We start from the raw sequence: 16633 nt of genomic DNA, 5'->3' as shown, positions 1-16633 counted from the left end.
GGGGCTGTCCCATAAGTCGTAAAAAAACTTGGGATAGTCCCATTCTCCAAAATTATGCAACAAAAAGAAACCGTTCCTTGGTAAAATGGAAGTGCGACCCACCATTTACAAAAGGAGACGGTTTCTTTGTACATTCAATATACCATGGATCAACTTTTCTTGCCAATGGATTTAGAGACAGATATCCCCGAAAATCACCTCGTGCGTGTCGTAAACGAGGCAGTTCATCGCCTTAGCGACTCCATTTTCTCCGCCGCATACCCTGGTGGTGGCCGTCATAGCTATCATCCTAAAATGCTTACTAAAATCATCATCTACGCCTACACCCAGCGCATCTATTCTTCCCGGCAAATCGCCAAGGCGGTTCGCGAAAATATCATGTTCATGTGGCTCGCCGGGCGACAGCAGCCAGACTTCCGTACCATCAATCGCTTTCGTTCCGAGCGGATGAAAGAGGTTCTGGAAACCGTGTTTACCCGTGTTTTGGAGTTGCTGGTTCAAGAACAATATGTGTCATTAGATCACTATTTTCTGGACGGAACCAAGCTTGAAGCGAGTGCGAATCGCTACACCTTTGTATGGAAAAAAGCTGTCGTCAAGCATCAGGCCAAGCTGCAAGAAAAAGTAAATACCCTGTTTCAAGCCATCGAAGAGGCAGAACACGAAGAGGATACCGCTCATACTGGGGCCGACCTGCCTGAACTTGGTGAAGCCTCGGCGCTCACGGCGGAAAAGCTGGAGCAAGCCGTAAAGCACTTAGAAGAAAAACTCAGCGAGAAACCCAAGGACAAAACGCTGAAGAAAGCGGTGTGCCAGTTGCGGAAGGACTTGCTGCCTCGGCTGCAAAAATATGAGCATCAGCTTCAAACTGCGGGTGAGCGGAACAGCTACAGCAAAACTGACCCGGATGCGACGTTTATGCGAATGAAAGAAGATCACATGCAGAATGGTCAATTGAAGCCTGGATACAATGTACAGATCGGAACAGAAAATCAGTTTGTTTTGGGCTACAGCGTACACCAGCGGCCCACGGATACCAAATGCCTGAAACCCCATCTGGATCATCTGGAAAAAATGCTAGGCCGAAGACCGGAGACCGTCATTGCCGATGCGGGGTATGGTAGTGAGGAAAATTACAGTTATCTGGAGGAAAAAAACATTCAGGGTATCGTGAAGTACGGGACATATCACAAGGAAAAAACAAGGGCTTTTCAGCGAGCTATGGATAAAGTAGACAACTGGAGTTACAACGAAACGTCAGATACGTGGACCTGTGCGGCTGGACAGACATTACATTTTCGCGTGGAACGTCGGACAGTGACGGAGAGCGGCTACCCGATTCGCACCCGTCATTACCTGAGCGAAGATTGTAGCCAGTGCCCCATGAAATTGACATGCACCAAGGCGCAAGGAGATCGGGAAATTGCTATAAGCCTGACCTACCTGCGGCAAAAAAATGAGATGCGAGAACGCCTGCGCAGCGAGGAAGGATATCGTCTTTCCGTTCAGCGCATGATCGAGCCTGAAAGCGTGTTTGGACACATGAAAAACAATCGGGGATTCCGAAGATTCCTGCTTCGCGGCTTGCAAAAAGTAAGCTTGGAGGTCGGGTGGCTTTGCCTTGCCCATAATCTGCTCAAAAAAGCGACAATGGCGGAAAAACGTAAACGAGACCAAGCAGGATGAACCCCTGCTTGGTCTCGTTCGGACGTATCGGTGTTCATTCTCTTCACCGATGTTCGTTTTAAAGGCTTTTGAGACAGCCCCTTTCTGTTTTTAATATGCCGGAGGCGTTCAGTCAAGAAGAGTCGGCGTTTTTTTCGCATGTGAACGATAAAGGATAGAGCAATGAAGAGGGGAAGTAATCTTTGTATCGTAAGTTTATCTGATATTATATATGGTGTCTCTAAAGGGAATACAGATTAAGGTTGGAGGTATAATGTTTATTTCGCTTGAGTTAGGACGACTCATTTTCGACATCAGTATAGTTTTTTGTGGAAACATCAGATACACTGTTAACATCAGGTTATAGCTTGTTTTTACAATTCAAAATGTGTTTAGTACTGGAGAGTCAGCATAGTTCGGAATTACATAATTAACGAAAACAAGAGGTGATTATAATGAAGAATGAAAGAGCGATCGGATTATTTATTGTAGTTGCTGGTCTTGTCATTTTGCTCGGTAAATTAGGAGTGTTTGGGTTTATTGGTCGAAATTTCTGGCCTCTGTTGCTATTGCTGCCAGGTATTGCTCTTTATGCATTGTTTTATGCCCGAATTGCGCCGTCCTGGTCGTTAATGCCTGCGGGAGTTCTCACGGTGTATGGTGTACTGTTCAGCATAACGAACATATGGGGAGCCGGGCTAATGAGAAATTTGTGGCCAATCCTATTGCTTGGATTAGCTGTCGGCTTGCTTGGATATGGTGCAGTTGAGCGGCGAAGACCCGAATTTGTCTATCCTGCTGCCCTAATTATCGGAGCGGTATCCATCGTATTGTTGGCGTTTACGCTGTTACAGACAGGGATCATTTATGTACTTGCTGTTCTGCTTATTTTGGGTGGAGTCTGGTTGCTTGCTGGGCGAGGGCGTATAGGCCGAGGCAGGGGATGGTAAACATCTCCGGTCTTAACTAAGGGAGTTTCGAGCGAAATATCTTGATTTTTACCTATGATAAACTATAATATAAGGGATATAGACATGCGTCGGGTTATCACCGACGCTTATTTTGTGAGTAACCTGCGATTTTGCGGGAAGTTTAGTAGATAAGAATTGAAATTGGAAAGGATATGGATACAAACCATGCATTCAAGAGAACACATTCGCAATATTGCGATTATTGCCCACGTCGACCACGGGAAAACAACACTCGTCGACAAGTTGCTCCAGCAATCCGGTACATTCCGTGACCACGAGACTGTACAGGAGCGCGCAATGGACTCCAACGATTTGGAGCGTGAACGCGGTATTACGATTTTGGCCAAAAACACGGCTATAACGTATAAAGATTACCTGATTAACATTGTAGATACACCTGGACACGCCGACTTCGGTGGTGAAGTAGAACGTATCATGAAAATGGTTGACGGCGTATTGCTCGTTGTTGACGCTTATGAGGGCTGCATGCCACAAACGAAGTTCGTACTTCGTAAAGCACTGGAGCACAACCTGACTCCAATCGTAATTGTAAACAAAATTGACCGTCCAGCGGCTCGTCCGGCTGAGGTTATTGATGAAGTACTTGACCTGTTCATCGAACTGGGTGCCAACGATCAACAACTTGAATTCCCTGTTGTATATGCTTCCGCATTGAACGGAACATCCAGCATGGAAGACGATCCTGCCAAACAAGATGACAACATGATGGCGATCTACGATACCATCGTAAGTCATATCCCTCATCCAACAGAGAACGTTGAAGAGCCACTGCAATTCCTCGTTACGCTGATGGACTACAATGAATACCTTGGACGTATCGCTATCGGTCGTGTAAACCGCGGTGTGATCCGTCAAGGCCAATCCGTTACTGTTATTATGCGTGATGGCAAAAGCAAAACAGCTCGTATCGAGAAACTGTTCGGTTTCCAAGGTCTGAAACGTGTAGAGACAGAGGAAGCTGGCGCAGGTGACATCGTGGCGATCGCAGGTATTAAGGATATCAACATCGGTGAAACGATTGCTGATCCGAACAATCCTGAAGCTTTGCCGGTTCTGAAAATTGATGAGCCAACACTGCAAATGACATTCCTCGTAAACAACAGTCCATTCGCAGGCCGCGAAGGTAAATGGGTTACTTCCCGTAAACTGCGCGAGCGTTTGTTAAAAGAATTGGAAACTGACGTATCTCTTCGTGTTGAAGAAACAGAGAGCCCGGATGCATTTATCGTTTCCGGACGTGGTGAACTTCACCTCGGTATCCTGATTGAAAATATGCGTCGTGAAGGGTATGAGCTTCAAGTATCCAAACCAGAAGTTATCATCAAAGAAGTTGACGGTAAGAAAATGGAGCCTGTTGAGCGCCTGTTGATTGACATCCCTGAAGAAAGCATGGGTTCCGTCATGGAAAGCCTGGGCGCACGTAAAGCAGAGATGGTTAACATGATCAACAATGGTAGCGGTCAAGTCCGTCTGGAGTTCCTGATTCCTGCACGTGGTCTGATTGGTTATAGCACGAACTTCCTCACATTGACTCGTGGTTATGGCGTCATGAATCATGCATTTGACAGCTACGCTCCAGTCGTATCCGGTCAAGTGGGTGGACGTCACCAAGGTGTACTGATCTCAACGGAAACGGGTACATCTACGTTCTACGGAATGATGGGTGTTGAGGATCGTGGTACGCTCTTCCTTGAGCCTGGAACAGAAATTTACGAAGGTATGATTGTTGGTGAGCATACACGTGACAATGATATCGTTGTTAACATCTGTAAAGAAAAACAACTGACTAACGTTCGTTCTTCCGGTAAAGATGATACGGTTAAAATTAAAACGCCAATTATCTTCTCGTTGGAACAAGCGCTTGAATATTTGAACGATGATGAGTACTGTGAAATCACGCCGAAATCCATTCGTCTTCGTAAGAAGCTTTTGAACAAATCCGAGCGTGAGCGTGCAGAAAAACAACGCAAAATGGCTCAAAATAACGCGTAATACCCACTACCCTAAGAGGTACAAAAGCCAATGTTTGAAGGGACATTATTGCACGATGGAACGATTCCTGTCTCTCGCCACTGGTAGTGGAGGGAGAGGAATCGATTCTGAAGAAGCGAAGCGCTCGCCTTTGTCACCGAATTTCAACACTTGAAAGAGTGTTCACAGAAATTCGGGGACAACAGCGATCAAAAGAACGATCCGATCTCGGAACGGTCAAACGAGCGTCTAAGAATCTCATTGTGCAGCAGTAAAGTCCATTCAATGATTGAATTTTGTACAGCATGATCATGAAAGGAGATGCCTTAACATGCAAGCATGGTTTGCATCACACCCGATCATCGCCTATATCGTCATCTTTGTACTGATTACTTACGTGTATAACAAGGTCTTTCGGGTACGTCAGAAATTGCCAATCGGTAAGGAAATTGTGTTGTATATCTTGATGGCGATGGGTACGTTCATGCTTCTTATTTTTCAGATCGATAAGTTGCCCATCATTCAATGTTTGCTGGTAGCTGTAGGTCTGATGCTGTTAGTGCGCGTGCGTTATTTCGTTGAAGGTCGTCAAAAGAAAAAAGCGGAAGCTTCCGCTCGAAACTCATAATGCTGTCTATGCATAAAACACATCCGTTTTCCCTTGGGAAAGCGGTTGTGTTTTATGCAGACCAAACAGATGTGATAAAGGTGTTGAGAACATGACTTCAAATTCAAACGGACTGCCTCCACGAAGACAACCTTCGAATGCATCCGGTAATTCAGGCAACAAGAGCGGTAAGGGTAAGGCGCCGAAGAAGAAACGTATGCGCGCATTCTTCAGGGTGTTCCTCAGCCTGCTTGTGATCGGTATTCTGGTCGGTGGGGGATATATGTACTGGCTATACAACCAAGTTGCGAATACGGGAATAGATAAACCCGTTCCTCCAGGCATGTCGGCTACAACCAAACCGCTTACGATGTTGCTGCTTGGTACAGATAATCGTCCCGAAACAGGTACGTTTTTATCAGATGTTGTGATGGTTGCTGCACTTAATCCGAATACAAAGACTGCCACCGTGGTATCTTTACCGCGTGACACGCGTATTCAGCTGGACGGATATAAGTCGAACAAACTGAACGCATATTATCCGCGGTTTAAAACACAAGAAAAAACATCTGGCAAGAAGGCAGAAGACCAGATGAAGGATATGATGGGTAAGTACCTCGGTGTGGATATTAACTATACAACTGTTCTGAATTTTCAGGCTTTCCGTGATGCGATAAACGCTGTCGGTGGAGTGGATGTTACAGTAGATAAAAACATGTGTTACCGAGATACGGCTGACAATACAGATATTAATCTGAAGGCAGGAGCTCAGCACTTGGACGGAAAAGAAGCACTTGATTTTGTTCGCTATCGTAAGTCCAACTGTAAGCCAAAGACGGCGGAGTCCAATGATTTTGATCGGAATAAACGTCAGAGCCAGGTAATGAATGCCATGCTGGATCAGATGAAGTCGCTTGGCGGAATCACCAAGATTGGCAAAGTGATCAGTGCGGTAGATAAAAACATGACCACGGATGTGGAATCCGAACAAATGAAAAACTTTATAGCAACTTATTGGAACATTTCCACCGCAGATGTACACTTTACTCCGGTTACGGGGGAGTGGAGAAGTCCTTATGTATATATCAATGAGTCAGAATTGGCCAATGCCAAACAGGCGCTGCAAGATACACTTTCAGGTAAAGTCACAGCGTCATCTCCAAAAGAATAGCAATCGTTTTGGGGATTGGAAGCTCGGTTCGCGGTGTGATATAATAACATCAACCAAGATGAGAATTGCATAAAGAAGGTTAGGGGGCTGGTTGAATGTCCGAAGCCGTCACACAGTTAACAGAATCGCTTTTACAGCAATTTAAAGACGAGACCTTTGTACTTCTTAACACCGTAGATGTGGAATCTGGAGGTCCGACTTCTACAGCAATCTCCTGGATTTATGCTGAAAATGCATCAACTTTTCGTTTGGCAATTGATCATCGTTCCCGTCTGGTAAATAACATGAAACACAATCCGCTGGTTACAATTACTGTTTTTGGCGAGGAAATGGTGTATGCAGTCAATGGACGTGCTTCCGTGCAACAAGATCCATTGCAAGACGTACCCTTTAATATGTGCTGTTTCGACATTCGAATTGAAGCGGTGAGGAATGCGTTGTTTTATGGCGCTCAACTGTCCTCTGTGCCTCAATTTGTCAAAATATACGACCAACGTGCTGCAGAGAAGCTCGATGAGCAAGTTTTTGCGGCCATGAAAAAAGCCTAGTGAGAGATCACTGGGCTTTTTGTTGTCTTTTTTCCGATGTGTGTTGTTGCATGTACTGATCCTGGGCAGGTTCATCCGGGTTTTGACGAACTTTGACGTCTTTCGGAAGCTGTGGAATGATACGGCCTACCATATCGGCAAGTTCTGAAGCGAAGCCGGAAATGGGATGGCCTTTACGAATATGCTCACCAATTTCTTTGATACGCTCCGTGACATCAGCATCGGCGGTTACGATGGAATCTACACCTTCCGGATCTTTGCGCAAAGCTTCTGCAACGGCATACTTAATGGTGCCAACGCGTGCCCGTTCGAGATCACCATCAACATCAATGCCGACAACCGCTGTGTTGCCGAGTATAACGCAGTTAGCATCCTGTACACCCTCAACTTGCTTGGCGAGTGCTTTGAGGTGACTCACTCGTTTTTTATTTGTCATTCGGCCCATTTCTGTATCATCCGCAACATTGAGATCATGTACCTCGCCCGTATTTTCGTTGAAGTGATCTAAGCGTGAAGGATTCATTCGATCTTCTTGCTGTGTTGTTATGTTTCCTCCGTAACTTCTAGGATGCATCTCATGCTGTTCCTGTGAAGCGTTACGTGTAGAAGTATTACAGCCGGTAAGAACAAAGATTAGAAGCAGCGTGCATATCCCCATTTTCATAAATGTTCATCCTTTCTTGGAGTTTTTCAGAATGGTTGACAATTATTTTGCCCTAGTCGAATACATTTATGTATGGGAGCATGATTGTCCATGCCGCTGCTGAAGATCACACGATTAAGATGAACTCGGGAATGAGGGGAAACGGAAGGCTCGTAAGAGCAACTTCGTCATTCCCGAGAACACGTTCCAGCCCATGCCTTTAACGACGCCGCTTTGGAGGGGATTGAATGAAAAAGATTTTTGTATTGGATACCAACGTGCTTCTGCATGACCCCAATGCCATATTTGCCTTTGAAGAACATGAGGTAATCATTCCCGCGGTTGTACTGGAGGAGATTGACTCCAAAAAAAGAAATGCCGATGAGATCGGCCGTAACGCACGCAACGTGTCCAGACTGCTGGATGGACTCAGGGAACTGGGTCACTTGCACAGTGGCGTACCTCTTGCGAATGGAGGCAATCTAAAAGTTGAGCTTAATCACCGCAGTTTTGTGAGAGTTCAGGAAATGTTCGGGGAAGTGTCCAATGACAATCGAATCTTGGCCGTCGCGCTGAATTATCAGATTGAAGAGAATGAAAAAGAAGTGGTGGAGCGACAAGTTGTTCTTGTCAGTAAAGACGTTCTGGTACGGATCAAGGCGGACGTACTTGGACTGAACACACAAGATTACTTATCGGATCGGACTGCTGGGCTTAGCGAATTGTACCCTGGATATACAGCGCTGAAAGTTCACCCGTCTGTCATTGATGAGTTTTACACATATCGTTTCTTGCCGATCAAACCGTTGCAATTGTCCTATTCTCTCTACCCGAATGAATTTGTCATTCTGAAAGATGAGATGGGTACGAACAAATCCGCTTTGCTTAAAGTGAATACTGAAGGTACAAAACTGGAGCCATTGTTCCTCAGTAATGATAATGTCTGGGGGATCAGCGCCCGAAATGCACAACAACGGATGGCGCTGGAGCTTCTGCTGAACGACGATATTCCGCTTGTGACGATAACGGGTAAAGCTGGCACGGGTAAAACACTGCTCGCCTTGGCAGCAGGATTGTTGAAAGTAGAGGATGATCACAAATACAAAAAGCTGCTGATCGCGCGTCCTGTCGTACCTATGGGCAAGGACATCGGATATTTGCCGGGGGAGAAGGAAGAGAAGCTCCGTCCGTGGATGCAGCCGATCTATGATAATCTTGAATTTTTATTTGATACGAAAAAAGCCGGAGATATAGATAAAATACTGATGGGTCTCGGCAGTATCCAAGTTGAAGCATTGACGTATATCCGCGGAAGATCGATTCCCGGCCAATTCATCATTATTGATGAAGCTCAGAACTTGTCTCGTCATGAAGTAAAAACGATCGTATCTCGGGTGGGGGAAGGGAGTAAAATTATATTGATGGGTGACCCTGAGCAGATTGACCACCCTTACCTGGATTCCGCAAGCAACGGATTGACCTACATTGTCGAACGTTTCAAACAAGAGGGAATCAGTGGGCATATTATGCTTGAAAAAGGAGAACGTTCCAAGCTGGCACAGCTTGCGGCAGACTTGTTATAACAAGAATTTGATTGTTGATAGCTGGATTTATTTCCCGGAAAATGTTTTAAAGCAAGCCGACTTTTAAAGTCGGCTTTTTTTGCTGAAAAAATTAAAATCAAATGTTATACAGAACTGGATATGCTCTTAATATGCAAAATACAAGAAAAGTGTTTTTTGGCAGGGTAGGACAAGAGCACTACATATTTGTTACAATAATGGTTGCGAGAAAATATAAAACAAGTTATTTCAAGGGGGAGAGTGAATGAAGCGTAGACATCAGGTTGTTTTATTTGCAGTTTTACTGCTTTCGCTAACCATCCTTTCACCTAGCTTTGATTTTAGAGGTTCGCAACATAATCAGGGACGAAATCAAGAGAAAGATACATACACGGGTGTTTCATCCCGTAATGAGGATACAAGTGCCCCTCTCGATGTATTGGTATCTATGTCAGAAGAGGAGTTTGCGTCTTTTCAAAAAGTGGCTAAAGAAGTAGCGGCTTCTATTTATGTTGAGGTTAATCTCCGCAATGTGGAACCGAAGGAGTATAAAGAGGTGCTGGATCGGGAGTTTTCCTTGGGGGAGAACGGAGATATTATTTTATTGGATAGTGAGCAAGTGCAACATTATGCCAAAAAAGGATATCTGCTTCCTTTGAATGCGACAACGCTTTCCAAAGCTCTTGGTGATTCAGTTGTTGAGTTGCGAGGAATGACAGAGTGGAACGGATATCAATGGGCAATGCCCTTTGATGTAGATCCTTATGTGATGGGAGTAATACCCTCATACTTAAATGAGGCTGGATTGCAGGGCTTTCCACAGAATAGGGAGCAATGGTCCAAATTGATAAAGGAATCTAAAACAAGGAGCGCACCTTTGATTTCGTTGAATATAGATGATATTTACGAAGCAAGTGCGTGGTTGAGTTATTTGCCGCCAGGAATGAGTCCCGACCAGATACTAACCATGCAACTTACCTCTATGACAAATGAATTTCAACAGGGGGTAAGCTTACTCGGCGAGCTTCAACCCCATATTGTGACTATGTCAGTAGATCCAGTATTATCTGCTTCGGATTATAAGGTGCAAACTCCGATGTTTGTATCTACACTATCTCGTATTTTACATGCAGATGAGGTTGCCAAAGGTCGGGGAACGTTTAGTTCACCTGTCTCTTTGCAGGCTTTGCGGGCGGTAGAATCCAGAAGTCTGGTCATTACAGCAGGAACTACAGAAGCCGATGCAGCAAGTCGGTGGATTGAAGGCATGGCTTCGGCAGTAACGCAGAAAAAGTGGTATAAACAAACCAAACGTTTGCCTGCAAGACAACAAGAGAGTGAGAAGGAAGTTGGAGAGGTTAGGAGTCGGTACAGTATGGTTCTAAATCAACCCTGGTTTGGCAAAGAGTCCCCGGTACAATGGATTGAAAACAAAACGATGATCGAACGTTTTCAAAAACGGGTTCAACAGGTTCTCGAAGGGGAGATCAGTGCTGCCCAGTATGTGAGCAGCATCAGAAAAACGGTTAACCCCTAGAATGAAATTGCTAATTTCACTTCCAAAACCCCTTCATCTGTAGAAACATCCGTAGCTTTGACAAAGGACAGAATTTTTTGCGGATAAAAACCGAGATCGAACTCTTTCTCCAACATGTTGCGTGTTGTGTCAGGCAGTTCAAGCTGATTGAACACCAGCCTATCCACATGAAAACGAATTGAATTTTGCGGTTCGTTCTCGACCGTATAATGACCTTCAATGCTTAATTGCAACTGATCGCGCTTACCCGAAGCTGTAATTTTATTCGAATCAAATGTGAACGCAAAATCGTTAAAAATTTCATTTTGTGAACGCAGAAACGTATTTAGTTCGTCCTGAGCAATACGAATGGTATAGGTTGTTCCTGTGGTGGATATCGCTCCGTTTTGTTTTTGTACAAAATCAGGCAAGTTTTGCATGGCTGATGCCAATGCCTTGAAATAACGTTTTACCTCGTAAATGCCCACGTTCTCCCAATACAGCGTTAATTCATTCATTAATTTTTGAATAGCTGCCGCGTCACCGCTGGCGGTTATTTGCTTATCCACTTCTTTTTGCAGCAGGGCCACCCTTGTTCGCTGGTTTTCCAGATTGGTTTTCATCTGGGTAAGCTCCATAGAGGTTTGGCGGATTCGATCAGACGTATGTTGCAATTCATTATAGCGGGTCTGATACTTGTCCAAAACAGCTTGATCTTTACCAATGATGATTTGATAGTAGTCATATAGAACAAACAAATCTTTAAATGATCTTGCTCCAAGCACTGTCATGAGCAGGCTGTCACGCTCTCCTGTGTAATAGGATCTTACAACAGCTCCGGCCCGGTCTTGCTGGATATGTATTTCCTTTTCCTGTTGTAGCAGTTGGGCAGATAATGTCTCATGTTGCTTGGCTAATTGCGTCTGCTGTTCACTAATACGTTTAATTTCATGATCAATCTCTACAATAGATAATGTTTTTTGAAGAATGGCTTGCGTGTCTTCGGGCGAAGTCTCTCCATAAACGTATGATGAGGCGGATTGCACAAACAATATGATAATGAACAAGATGGCGATTAGGCCATATCGATGCTTCACAATCATTCTCCTTTCTTTCATCCTTGTAAAATCATGCAGATGAGAACTCTTCCAAACAATATATGAAATCCATACGAAAAATATCCTTAGTGGTTACATACCATTATATCTTCATATGTAATCTGGCAACAAAAAAACAATCCGACAAGAGCCGGATTGTTTTGATGCTGCTGGCGGATTAGAGCGGCAGTCCCATTTGAAATACAGTCCAGTAGCTGAACCCTGTGAACGTTACGATCATATAACCCCAAAAGAGCAATATATACGTACGTTCTGTAAACTTCAAGTATCCCAAAAGGACAAAAAACGCAGTCTGCAGGAAGAAAAGCAAAGCCATTTCGACTAAGTCTCCTGCAAAAGCCATCAGGCCAATCGCAAGCGTGAAGAACCCGAGTACCCGAAACATGCGTGCCACGGTAAATCCTCCTCTCTTATGTACGTTCATAGATTGTCTACATAATATTATACCGACAAAGGAAAAACGTGTAAACAAATTTGGGTATGAAAGCGAATTCTTTTTTTATCAGCTTAGGATTAAAGTGTTCAGAATTATACCGATCACGTATGAGGGAACCTGAATGTGGAAATACATTTTAGTATGAAATCAATTCTATGAACTCTATGAGAGGCATAAGATTGAGTAAAGCAACTTTTATACCTAATTCACATAACGGGTTACCGGTTATGGGGACGGTTATTTCAGGATGGTGTTAGGAGGGTATTATAGCATGACTGCAGTGAGACAGGATGCTTGGAGCACAGAGGATGATTTGATTTTGGCAGAGGTTACATTGCGTCATATTCGGGAAGGCAGTACGCAGCTAGCCGCTTTTGAAGAAGTGGGAGAAAAAATAGGCAGAACTTCGGCCGCCTGTGGGTTCCGTTGGAACAGCTGTGTGCGTAAGAAGTATGAATCAGCGATCAGCAATGCTAAAGCACAAAGGCAGAAGCGGAGCTATCTTAGAAAACAGCCGGCAATGCTTGGTCCACAGGTTGCTGCACTGGCAACATTAGACGCCGAGGAAGGTCTCTTTAAGACGGAAGGTGTGTCAGATGAAACCCTATCTATGGATGCGGTCATCCGTTTCCTAAGGCAGTGGAAAGGAACTGCACAGGAGAGCAATCGTCAGCTTAAAATGCTTGAGAAGGAATTGCGTGAGAAGGAAGACGAACTGCTTGAATTACGTTGTGAGAACGACCGACTTTCCAAAGAAGTTAATGAGGTTCAAACCGATTACCGTGTCGTGAACGATGATTACAAAGCATTGATCCAGATTATGGATCGTGCACGCAGGCTTGCTTTTTTATCCGAAGAAGAAGAAGAACTCAAGACAAGGTTCAAAATGGATGCGAATGGAAATCTGGAACGAATCGAGTAGCGATATTCAAAATTAAAGTAACCTTGTAATATTTGCCCGCCAAACCTCCGTAATCATACGGCTGGTATGACGGGTTTTTAGTTGTGTGCATTTTGTACTATTATAGAAGAAGATTTTTCGGTTTGATTCAAAAGGTACAGGAAATGACCAGAACAGGGGGATCAGATGATTATAGATGTAGTAGGAGCAGGTTCGCTAGGACTTCTATATGGAGGGAAGTTGCAAGCATCGGGTGAAAGAGTACGTTTTTGGACTAGAACATCAGTGCAGGCCGATCAGCTTAAACGAGACGGAATTAGGATTACCGAGAAGGATGCGGAAATTCACATCAGGCCGTACGAGATTCAAGCTTACCCGATATCCCAACTGGCGAATCATTGGAACAAGACACCTGGAGACTGGATGCTGCTCACTGTGAAGCAAACTCATATTAATGATTTTATTGAACAGGCAGCAACGTTAAAGTTAGAGATACGGCAGCCATTCAAGATTGCTTGTTATCAAAATGGTCTTGGTCATCTGGAGAAGCTACAGGCTGCTTTGCCGAGTGCATTGCTGTGCAGTGCGATTACAACCGAAGGGGCTAAACGTACCAAGGGTGAGGTGAACCGGGCAGGTTACGGAAAAACACATTTGGGCCTGAGTATGAGTTTGGCGAAAATGAACGTGGGAATAATAGATGAACAACAAATATTTACTTTAGCCAGGGTTGTGCAACAGGCAGGATTTGACTGTACAGTGTCGAATGAAATCGATAAGCTGATATACAGAAAACTGCTCATTAATGCGGTTATCAACCCGCTTACGGCAATATGGAGAATCCCCAATGGTGAATTGCTTCACATGAAGGAACGAGTTAGCATTATGCACCAGTTGTATGATGAGGCAATGACCGTGTATGGAGCTATGAACGTGCAATTAGAAGGAGATTTGTGGGATCAGATTCAGGCGGTATGCCGCGACACTGTTTCGAATACGTCCTCCATGCTGGCAGATGTACTACATAAACGCATAACAGAGGTTGAATCAATTAACGGATCAATCATCAGAATGGCAAAGGAGTTCAATCTGAAGGTACCTACACATGAAATGCTTTTTCATTTGATTCAAGGTATGCAATCAGAAGGGGTGAGTTAATGGGATTTTTCATCGTATTGAGTCTATTGCCCTTTTTTCCTTTTTTACTCGTGTATTGGGGCATGATGGTATGGAAGAAAGATAAGTCGATTGCACTGCGAGCAGCTATGGATGTCACTACATTTTTCCTTATTTTCTCCGTTTCTGCGTTATTCAACTTAACATTTGATTCGAATTTTGGTTTTTATCTGACATTAATACTCATACTAATAGCGCTTGGTTTTATCGGGGGTGCGCAAAATCGACTAAAAGGAAAGGTCGATGGGGGAAGAATGTTCCGGGCCGTATGGCGCATGTCATTTGTGATAATGAGTTTTGGATATGTTTTATTTACTTTATTTGGATTATTTAGATACATTATGAATCAGATGTAAGGTTACATAACGCAAAATCCCAAAAAGATGTGGCGATTTTGTCGAAAACTGAAAAAAACATTACTTTCTGAAAAAGTAATGTAGATTTTTTTGACCGGTGGTTGTATAATCTATAAACATAAACCACATCAATTTAGGGGGAAAAGTTAGATGAAAAGGAAAAGTCTATTAGTCCTTTTGACGCTGATCTTGGCGTTCGGTACCGTACTTGCAGCGTGCGGATCGAAAAATGAAGGCACAGGTACCACACCAGATAACAATTCTGCAAGCGGAGAAAAGGGTCTTGCCAAAGATCAAGTTCTTAAAATTAACTTGTCAGCTGAACCTCCTACGTTTGACCCGGCTCAAGCTAAAGACAGCCAAACTAACACAGTTTTGAAATTCTTGTATGAAGGCCTTGTACGCATCGATGCTGACGGCAAAGAAGCTCCAGGTGTTGCTACGAAGTGGGACATTTCTGAAGATGGTTTGAAATATGTGTTCACCTTGAACCCAGAAGCAAAATGGAGCAATGGTGATCCTGTAACAGCTGAAGATTTCGTTCGTTCTTGGGAACGTGCTTTGAAACCGGAAACAGCTTCTCCTTACGCATACCAATTGTACTACATCAAGGGTGCTGAAGGTTTCAACATGAGCAAAGATAAAAATTTCAAAGGTACTAAAATCACTGATTTCTCCCAAGTGGGTGTAAAAGCTGCTGATGAGCACACACTTGAAGTAACATTGGAAAACCCAACTCCTTACTTCTTGGGTCTTACAGCATTCTATACGTATTATCCAGTACACAAGTCTGCTGACACAAATGATAAATTCTTCTCAGACTACAAAAACATGATCGTTAACGGACCATTTGTAATGGATCAATACGCTAAAGGTCAAAAAATTGTTGTGAAGAAAAACGATGGTTACCATGCAGCGTCTGACATTAAATTGTCTGAAATTAATATGTCTTTGACAAACAGTAGTGCTTCTGAACTGCAAGCTTACAAATCAGGACAATTGGACTACACAGGTGCACCTAACGGTGAGATCCCGTCTGACCAAATCCCTTCTTTGAAAGCTGAACTGCCAAACGAGTTCAAAGCAACTGGTATTGCAAGTACGTATTACTACCAGTTTAACGTAAATGAAGCACCGTTCAACAACGCTAAAATCCGTAAAGCATTTGCAATGTCCATTCAACGTCAATTGATTGTTGATAAAGTAACACAAGGTGGACAAATTCCAGCATTCGGTTTTGTACCTCCTGGTATCCGTGGTGAAAAAGAAGAATTCCGTACAGAACATAAAGATGATTACTTCACTGAAAATGTAGATGAAGCTAAAAAGTTGCTTGCTGAAGGTATGCAAGAAGAGGGTTACACTACTTTGCCTGCAATCACTTTGATCTACAACACAAGTGACGGTCACGCGAAAATCGCTTTGGCCATTGCTGATATGTGGAAAAAGAACCTTGGTGTTGATGTGAAAACAGAAAACCAAGAGTGGAAAGTCTTCTTAGATAACCGTCAAAAACAAAACTTCCAAGTCGCTCGTGCGGGCTGGTCTGCGGACTACAACGATCCGTTCAACTTCTTGGAAATGTGGAAAACTGGAAACACAAACAACGACTCTAAATTCAGCAACGCACAGTATGATAAAGACCTCGAAGATACTGTAAAAACAACAGATGTAGCTAAACGTATGGCTGCTTTTGCTGACGCAGAAAAAGTTCTGATTCAAGATGAAATGGGCGTAATGCCAATTTACTACTACACTAACGTATCTTTGACTAAGCCTTACCTGAAAGGTGTACAACTTGATTTCAGTGGAGCGATTGACTTCACTCGCGCATATCTGGAAGAGAAGTAAGTTTGTTCTGAAGTCTAATATGATTACTTCGGGATATATATGTGGAATTCCATATATATCCCGATTTTTTTGTATGTGAACTGATTTTCCTTATAATTCTTGAAATTTCCGATAAATGGA

Annotated in this window: 15 protein-coding genes; 12 read left to right on the top strand and 3 right to left on the bottom strand. The window is 43.6% G+C overall.

Going from position 1 to position 16633, the window contains the following annotated elements:
• Positions 1–126 precede the first annotated feature (126 nt).
• From BLQ13_RS21815 to BLQ13_RS21790, 6 genes are all read left to right on the top strand, one after another.
• Entirely contained in the window at positions 127–1686 is a 1560-nt protein-coding gene (locus BLQ13_RS21815; protein ID WP_090914695.1) for an IS1182 family transposase, read from the top strand.
• Between the two features lie 428 nt (positions 1687–2114).
• Positions 2115–2615, top strand: coding sequence for a hypothetical protein (locus BLQ13_RS21810; RefSeq protein ID WP_090923803.1), 501 nt, complete (start codon positions 2115–2117; stop codon positions 2613–2615).
• A 186-nt stretch (positions 2616–2801) separates the two neighbouring features.
• Positions 2802–4649: a translational GTPase TypA gene (gene typA / locus BLQ13_RS21805; protein ID WP_090923779.1), complete on the top strand. Its 1848-nt coding sequence runs from the start codon at positions 2802–2804 to the stop codon at positions 4647–4649.
• Positions 4650–4959: 310 nt separating this feature from the next.
• Positions 4960–5256, top strand: coding sequence for a YlaH-like family protein (locus BLQ13_RS21800; RefSeq protein ID WP_090923778.1), 297 nt, complete (start codon positions 4960–4962; stop codon positions 5254–5256).
• 91 nt (positions 5257–5347) lie between these two features.
• A complete protein-coding gene (locus BLQ13_RS21795) occupies positions 5348–6406 on the top strand; it encodes an LCP family protein (RefSeq protein ID WP_090923777.1) in 1059 nt (352 codons plus the stop codon).
• A gap of 95 nt (positions 6407–6501) precedes the next feature.
• A complete protein-coding gene (locus tag BLQ13_RS21790; RefSeq protein ID WP_090923776.1) occupies positions 6502–6954 on the top strand; it encodes a pyridoxamine 5'-phosphate oxidase family protein in 453 nt (150 codons plus the stop codon).
• Positions 6955–6961: 7 nt separating this feature from the next.
• On the opposite strand, the gene BLQ13_RS21785 is transcribed toward BLQ13_RS21790, so the two are convergent.
• The gene (locus BLQ13_RS21785; RefSeq protein WP_090923775.1) at positions 6962–7618 is read right to left on the bottom strand and encodes a YhcN/YlaJ family sporulation lipoprotein; all 657 of its coding nucleotides are present in this window, start codon (positions 7616–7618) and stop codon (positions 6962–6964) included.
• A gap of 227 nt (positions 7619–7845) precedes the next feature.
• Between BLQ13_RS21785 and BLQ13_RS21780 the strand changes: the two genes are divergently transcribed.
• Complete coding sequence (locus tag BLQ13_RS21780; RefSeq protein ID WP_090923774.1) at positions 7846–9180, top strand: PhoH family protein; 1335 nt, start codon at positions 7846–7848, stop codon at positions 9178–9180.
• Between the two features lie 244 nt (positions 9181–9424).
• A complete protein-coding gene (locus BLQ13_RS21775) occupies positions 9425–10696 on the top strand; it encodes an ABC transporter substrate-binding protein (RefSeq protein WP_090923773.1) in 1272 nt (423 codons plus the stop codon).
• On the opposite strand, the gene BLQ13_RS21770 is transcribed toward BLQ13_RS21775, so the two are convergent.
• Together BLQ13_RS21770 and BLQ13_RS21765 are read right to left on the bottom strand one after the other, a co-directional pair.
• Positions 10693–11772, bottom strand: a complete 1080-nt coding sequence (locus BLQ13_RS21770) for a hypothetical protein (protein WP_090923802.1) — start codon at positions 11770–11772, stop codon at positions 10693–10695. The two genes, BLQ13_RS21775 and BLQ13_RS21770, sit on opposite strands and share 4 nt — an antisense overlap.
• A gap of 178 nt (positions 11773–11950) precedes the next feature.
• Positions 11951–12187 (bottom strand): DUF2626 domain-containing protein, encoded by a 237-nt coding sequence (locus BLQ13_RS21765; protein ID WP_090923772.1) that lies wholly within the window; start codon positions 12185–12187, stop codon positions 11951–11953.
• A 313-nt stretch (positions 12188–12500) separates the two neighbouring features.
• On the opposite strand from BLQ13_RS21765, the gene BLQ13_RS21760 reads away from it, so the two are divergent.
• From BLQ13_RS21760 to BLQ13_RS21745, 4 genes are all read left to right on the top strand, one after another.
• Positions 12501–13151: an RsfA family transcriptional regulator gene (locus BLQ13_RS21760; RefSeq protein WP_090923771.1), complete on the top strand. Its 651-nt coding sequence runs from the start codon at positions 12501–12503 to the stop codon at positions 13149–13151.
• Between the two features lie 165 nt (positions 13152–13316).
• Complete coding sequence (locus BLQ13_RS21755; protein WP_090923770.1) at positions 13317–14288, top strand: ketopantoate reductase family protein; 972 nt, start codon at positions 13317–13319, stop codon at positions 14286–14288.
• Positions 14288–14662, top strand: coding sequence for a DUF3397 domain-containing protein (locus BLQ13_RS21750; protein WP_090923769.1), 375 nt, complete (start codon positions 14288–14290; stop codon positions 14660–14662). Before BLQ13_RS21755 ends, BLQ13_RS21750 begins: the two co-directional genes overlap by 1 nt.
• 150 nt (positions 14663–14812) lie before the next feature.
• Positions 14813–16513 carry a peptide ABC transporter substrate-binding protein gene (locus BLQ13_RS21745; RefSeq protein WP_090923768.1) on the top strand — a complete coding sequence of 567 codons (1701 nt, stop codon included), beginning with the start codon at positions 14813–14815 and terminating at the stop codon, positions 16511–16513.
• Positions 16514–16633: the final 120 nt, after the last annotated feature.

The organism is Paenibacillus polysaccharolyticus (assembly GCF_900102085.1).
Lineage (GTDB): Bacteria > Bacillota > Bacilli > Paenibacillales > Paenibacillaceae > Paenibacillus > Paenibacillus polysaccharolyticus.
The sequence above is the reverse complement of the archived record's forward strand: the minus strand, read 5'-3'. Positions and strand labels throughout refer to the sequence as shown.

Bases quoted from the DNA above. Each gene is read 5' to 3' on its own strand.
- typA (WP_090923779.1), top strand. From the start codon at position 2,802: ATGCATTCAAGAGAACACATTCGCAATATTGCGATTATTGCCCACGTC.
- BLQ13_RS21800 (WP_090923778.1), top strand. From the start codon at position 4,960: ATGCAAGCATGGTTTGCATCACACCCGATCATCGCCTATATCGTCATC.
- BLQ13_RS21795 (WP_090923777.1), top strand. From the start codon at position 5,348: ATGACTTCAAATTCAAACGGACTGCCTCCACGAAGACAACCTTCGAAT.
- BLQ13_RS21790 (WP_090923776.1), top strand. From the start codon at position 6,502: ATGTCCGAAGCCGTCACACAGTTAACAGAATCGCTTTTACAGCAATTT.
- BLQ13_RS21785 (WP_090923775.1), bottom strand. From the start codon at position 7,618: ATGAAAATGGGGATATGCACGCTGCTTCTAATCTTTGTTCTTACCGGC.
- BLQ13_RS21780 (WP_090923774.1), top strand. From the start codon at position 7,846: ATGAAAAAGATTTTTGTATTGGATACCAACGTGCTTCTGCATGACCCC.
- BLQ13_RS21775 (WP_090923773.1), top strand. From the start codon at position 9,425: ATGAAGCGTAGACATCAGGTTGTTTTATTTGCAGTTTTACTGCTTTCG.
- BLQ13_RS21760 (WP_090923771.1), top strand. From the start codon at position 12,501: ATGACTGCAGTGAGACAGGATGCTTGGAGCACAGAGGATGATTTGATT.
- BLQ13_RS21755 (WP_090923770.1), top strand. From the start codon at position 13,317: ATGATTATAGATGTAGTAGGAGCAGGTTCGCTAGGACTTCTATATGGA.
- BLQ13_RS21750 (WP_090923769.1), top strand. From the start codon at position 14,288: ATGGGATTTTTCATCGTATTGAGTCTATTGCCCTTTTTTCCTTTTTTA.
- BLQ13_RS21745 (WP_090923768.1), top strand. From the start codon at position 14,813: ATGAAAAGGAAAAGTCTATTAGTCCTTTTGACGCTGATCTTGGCGTTC.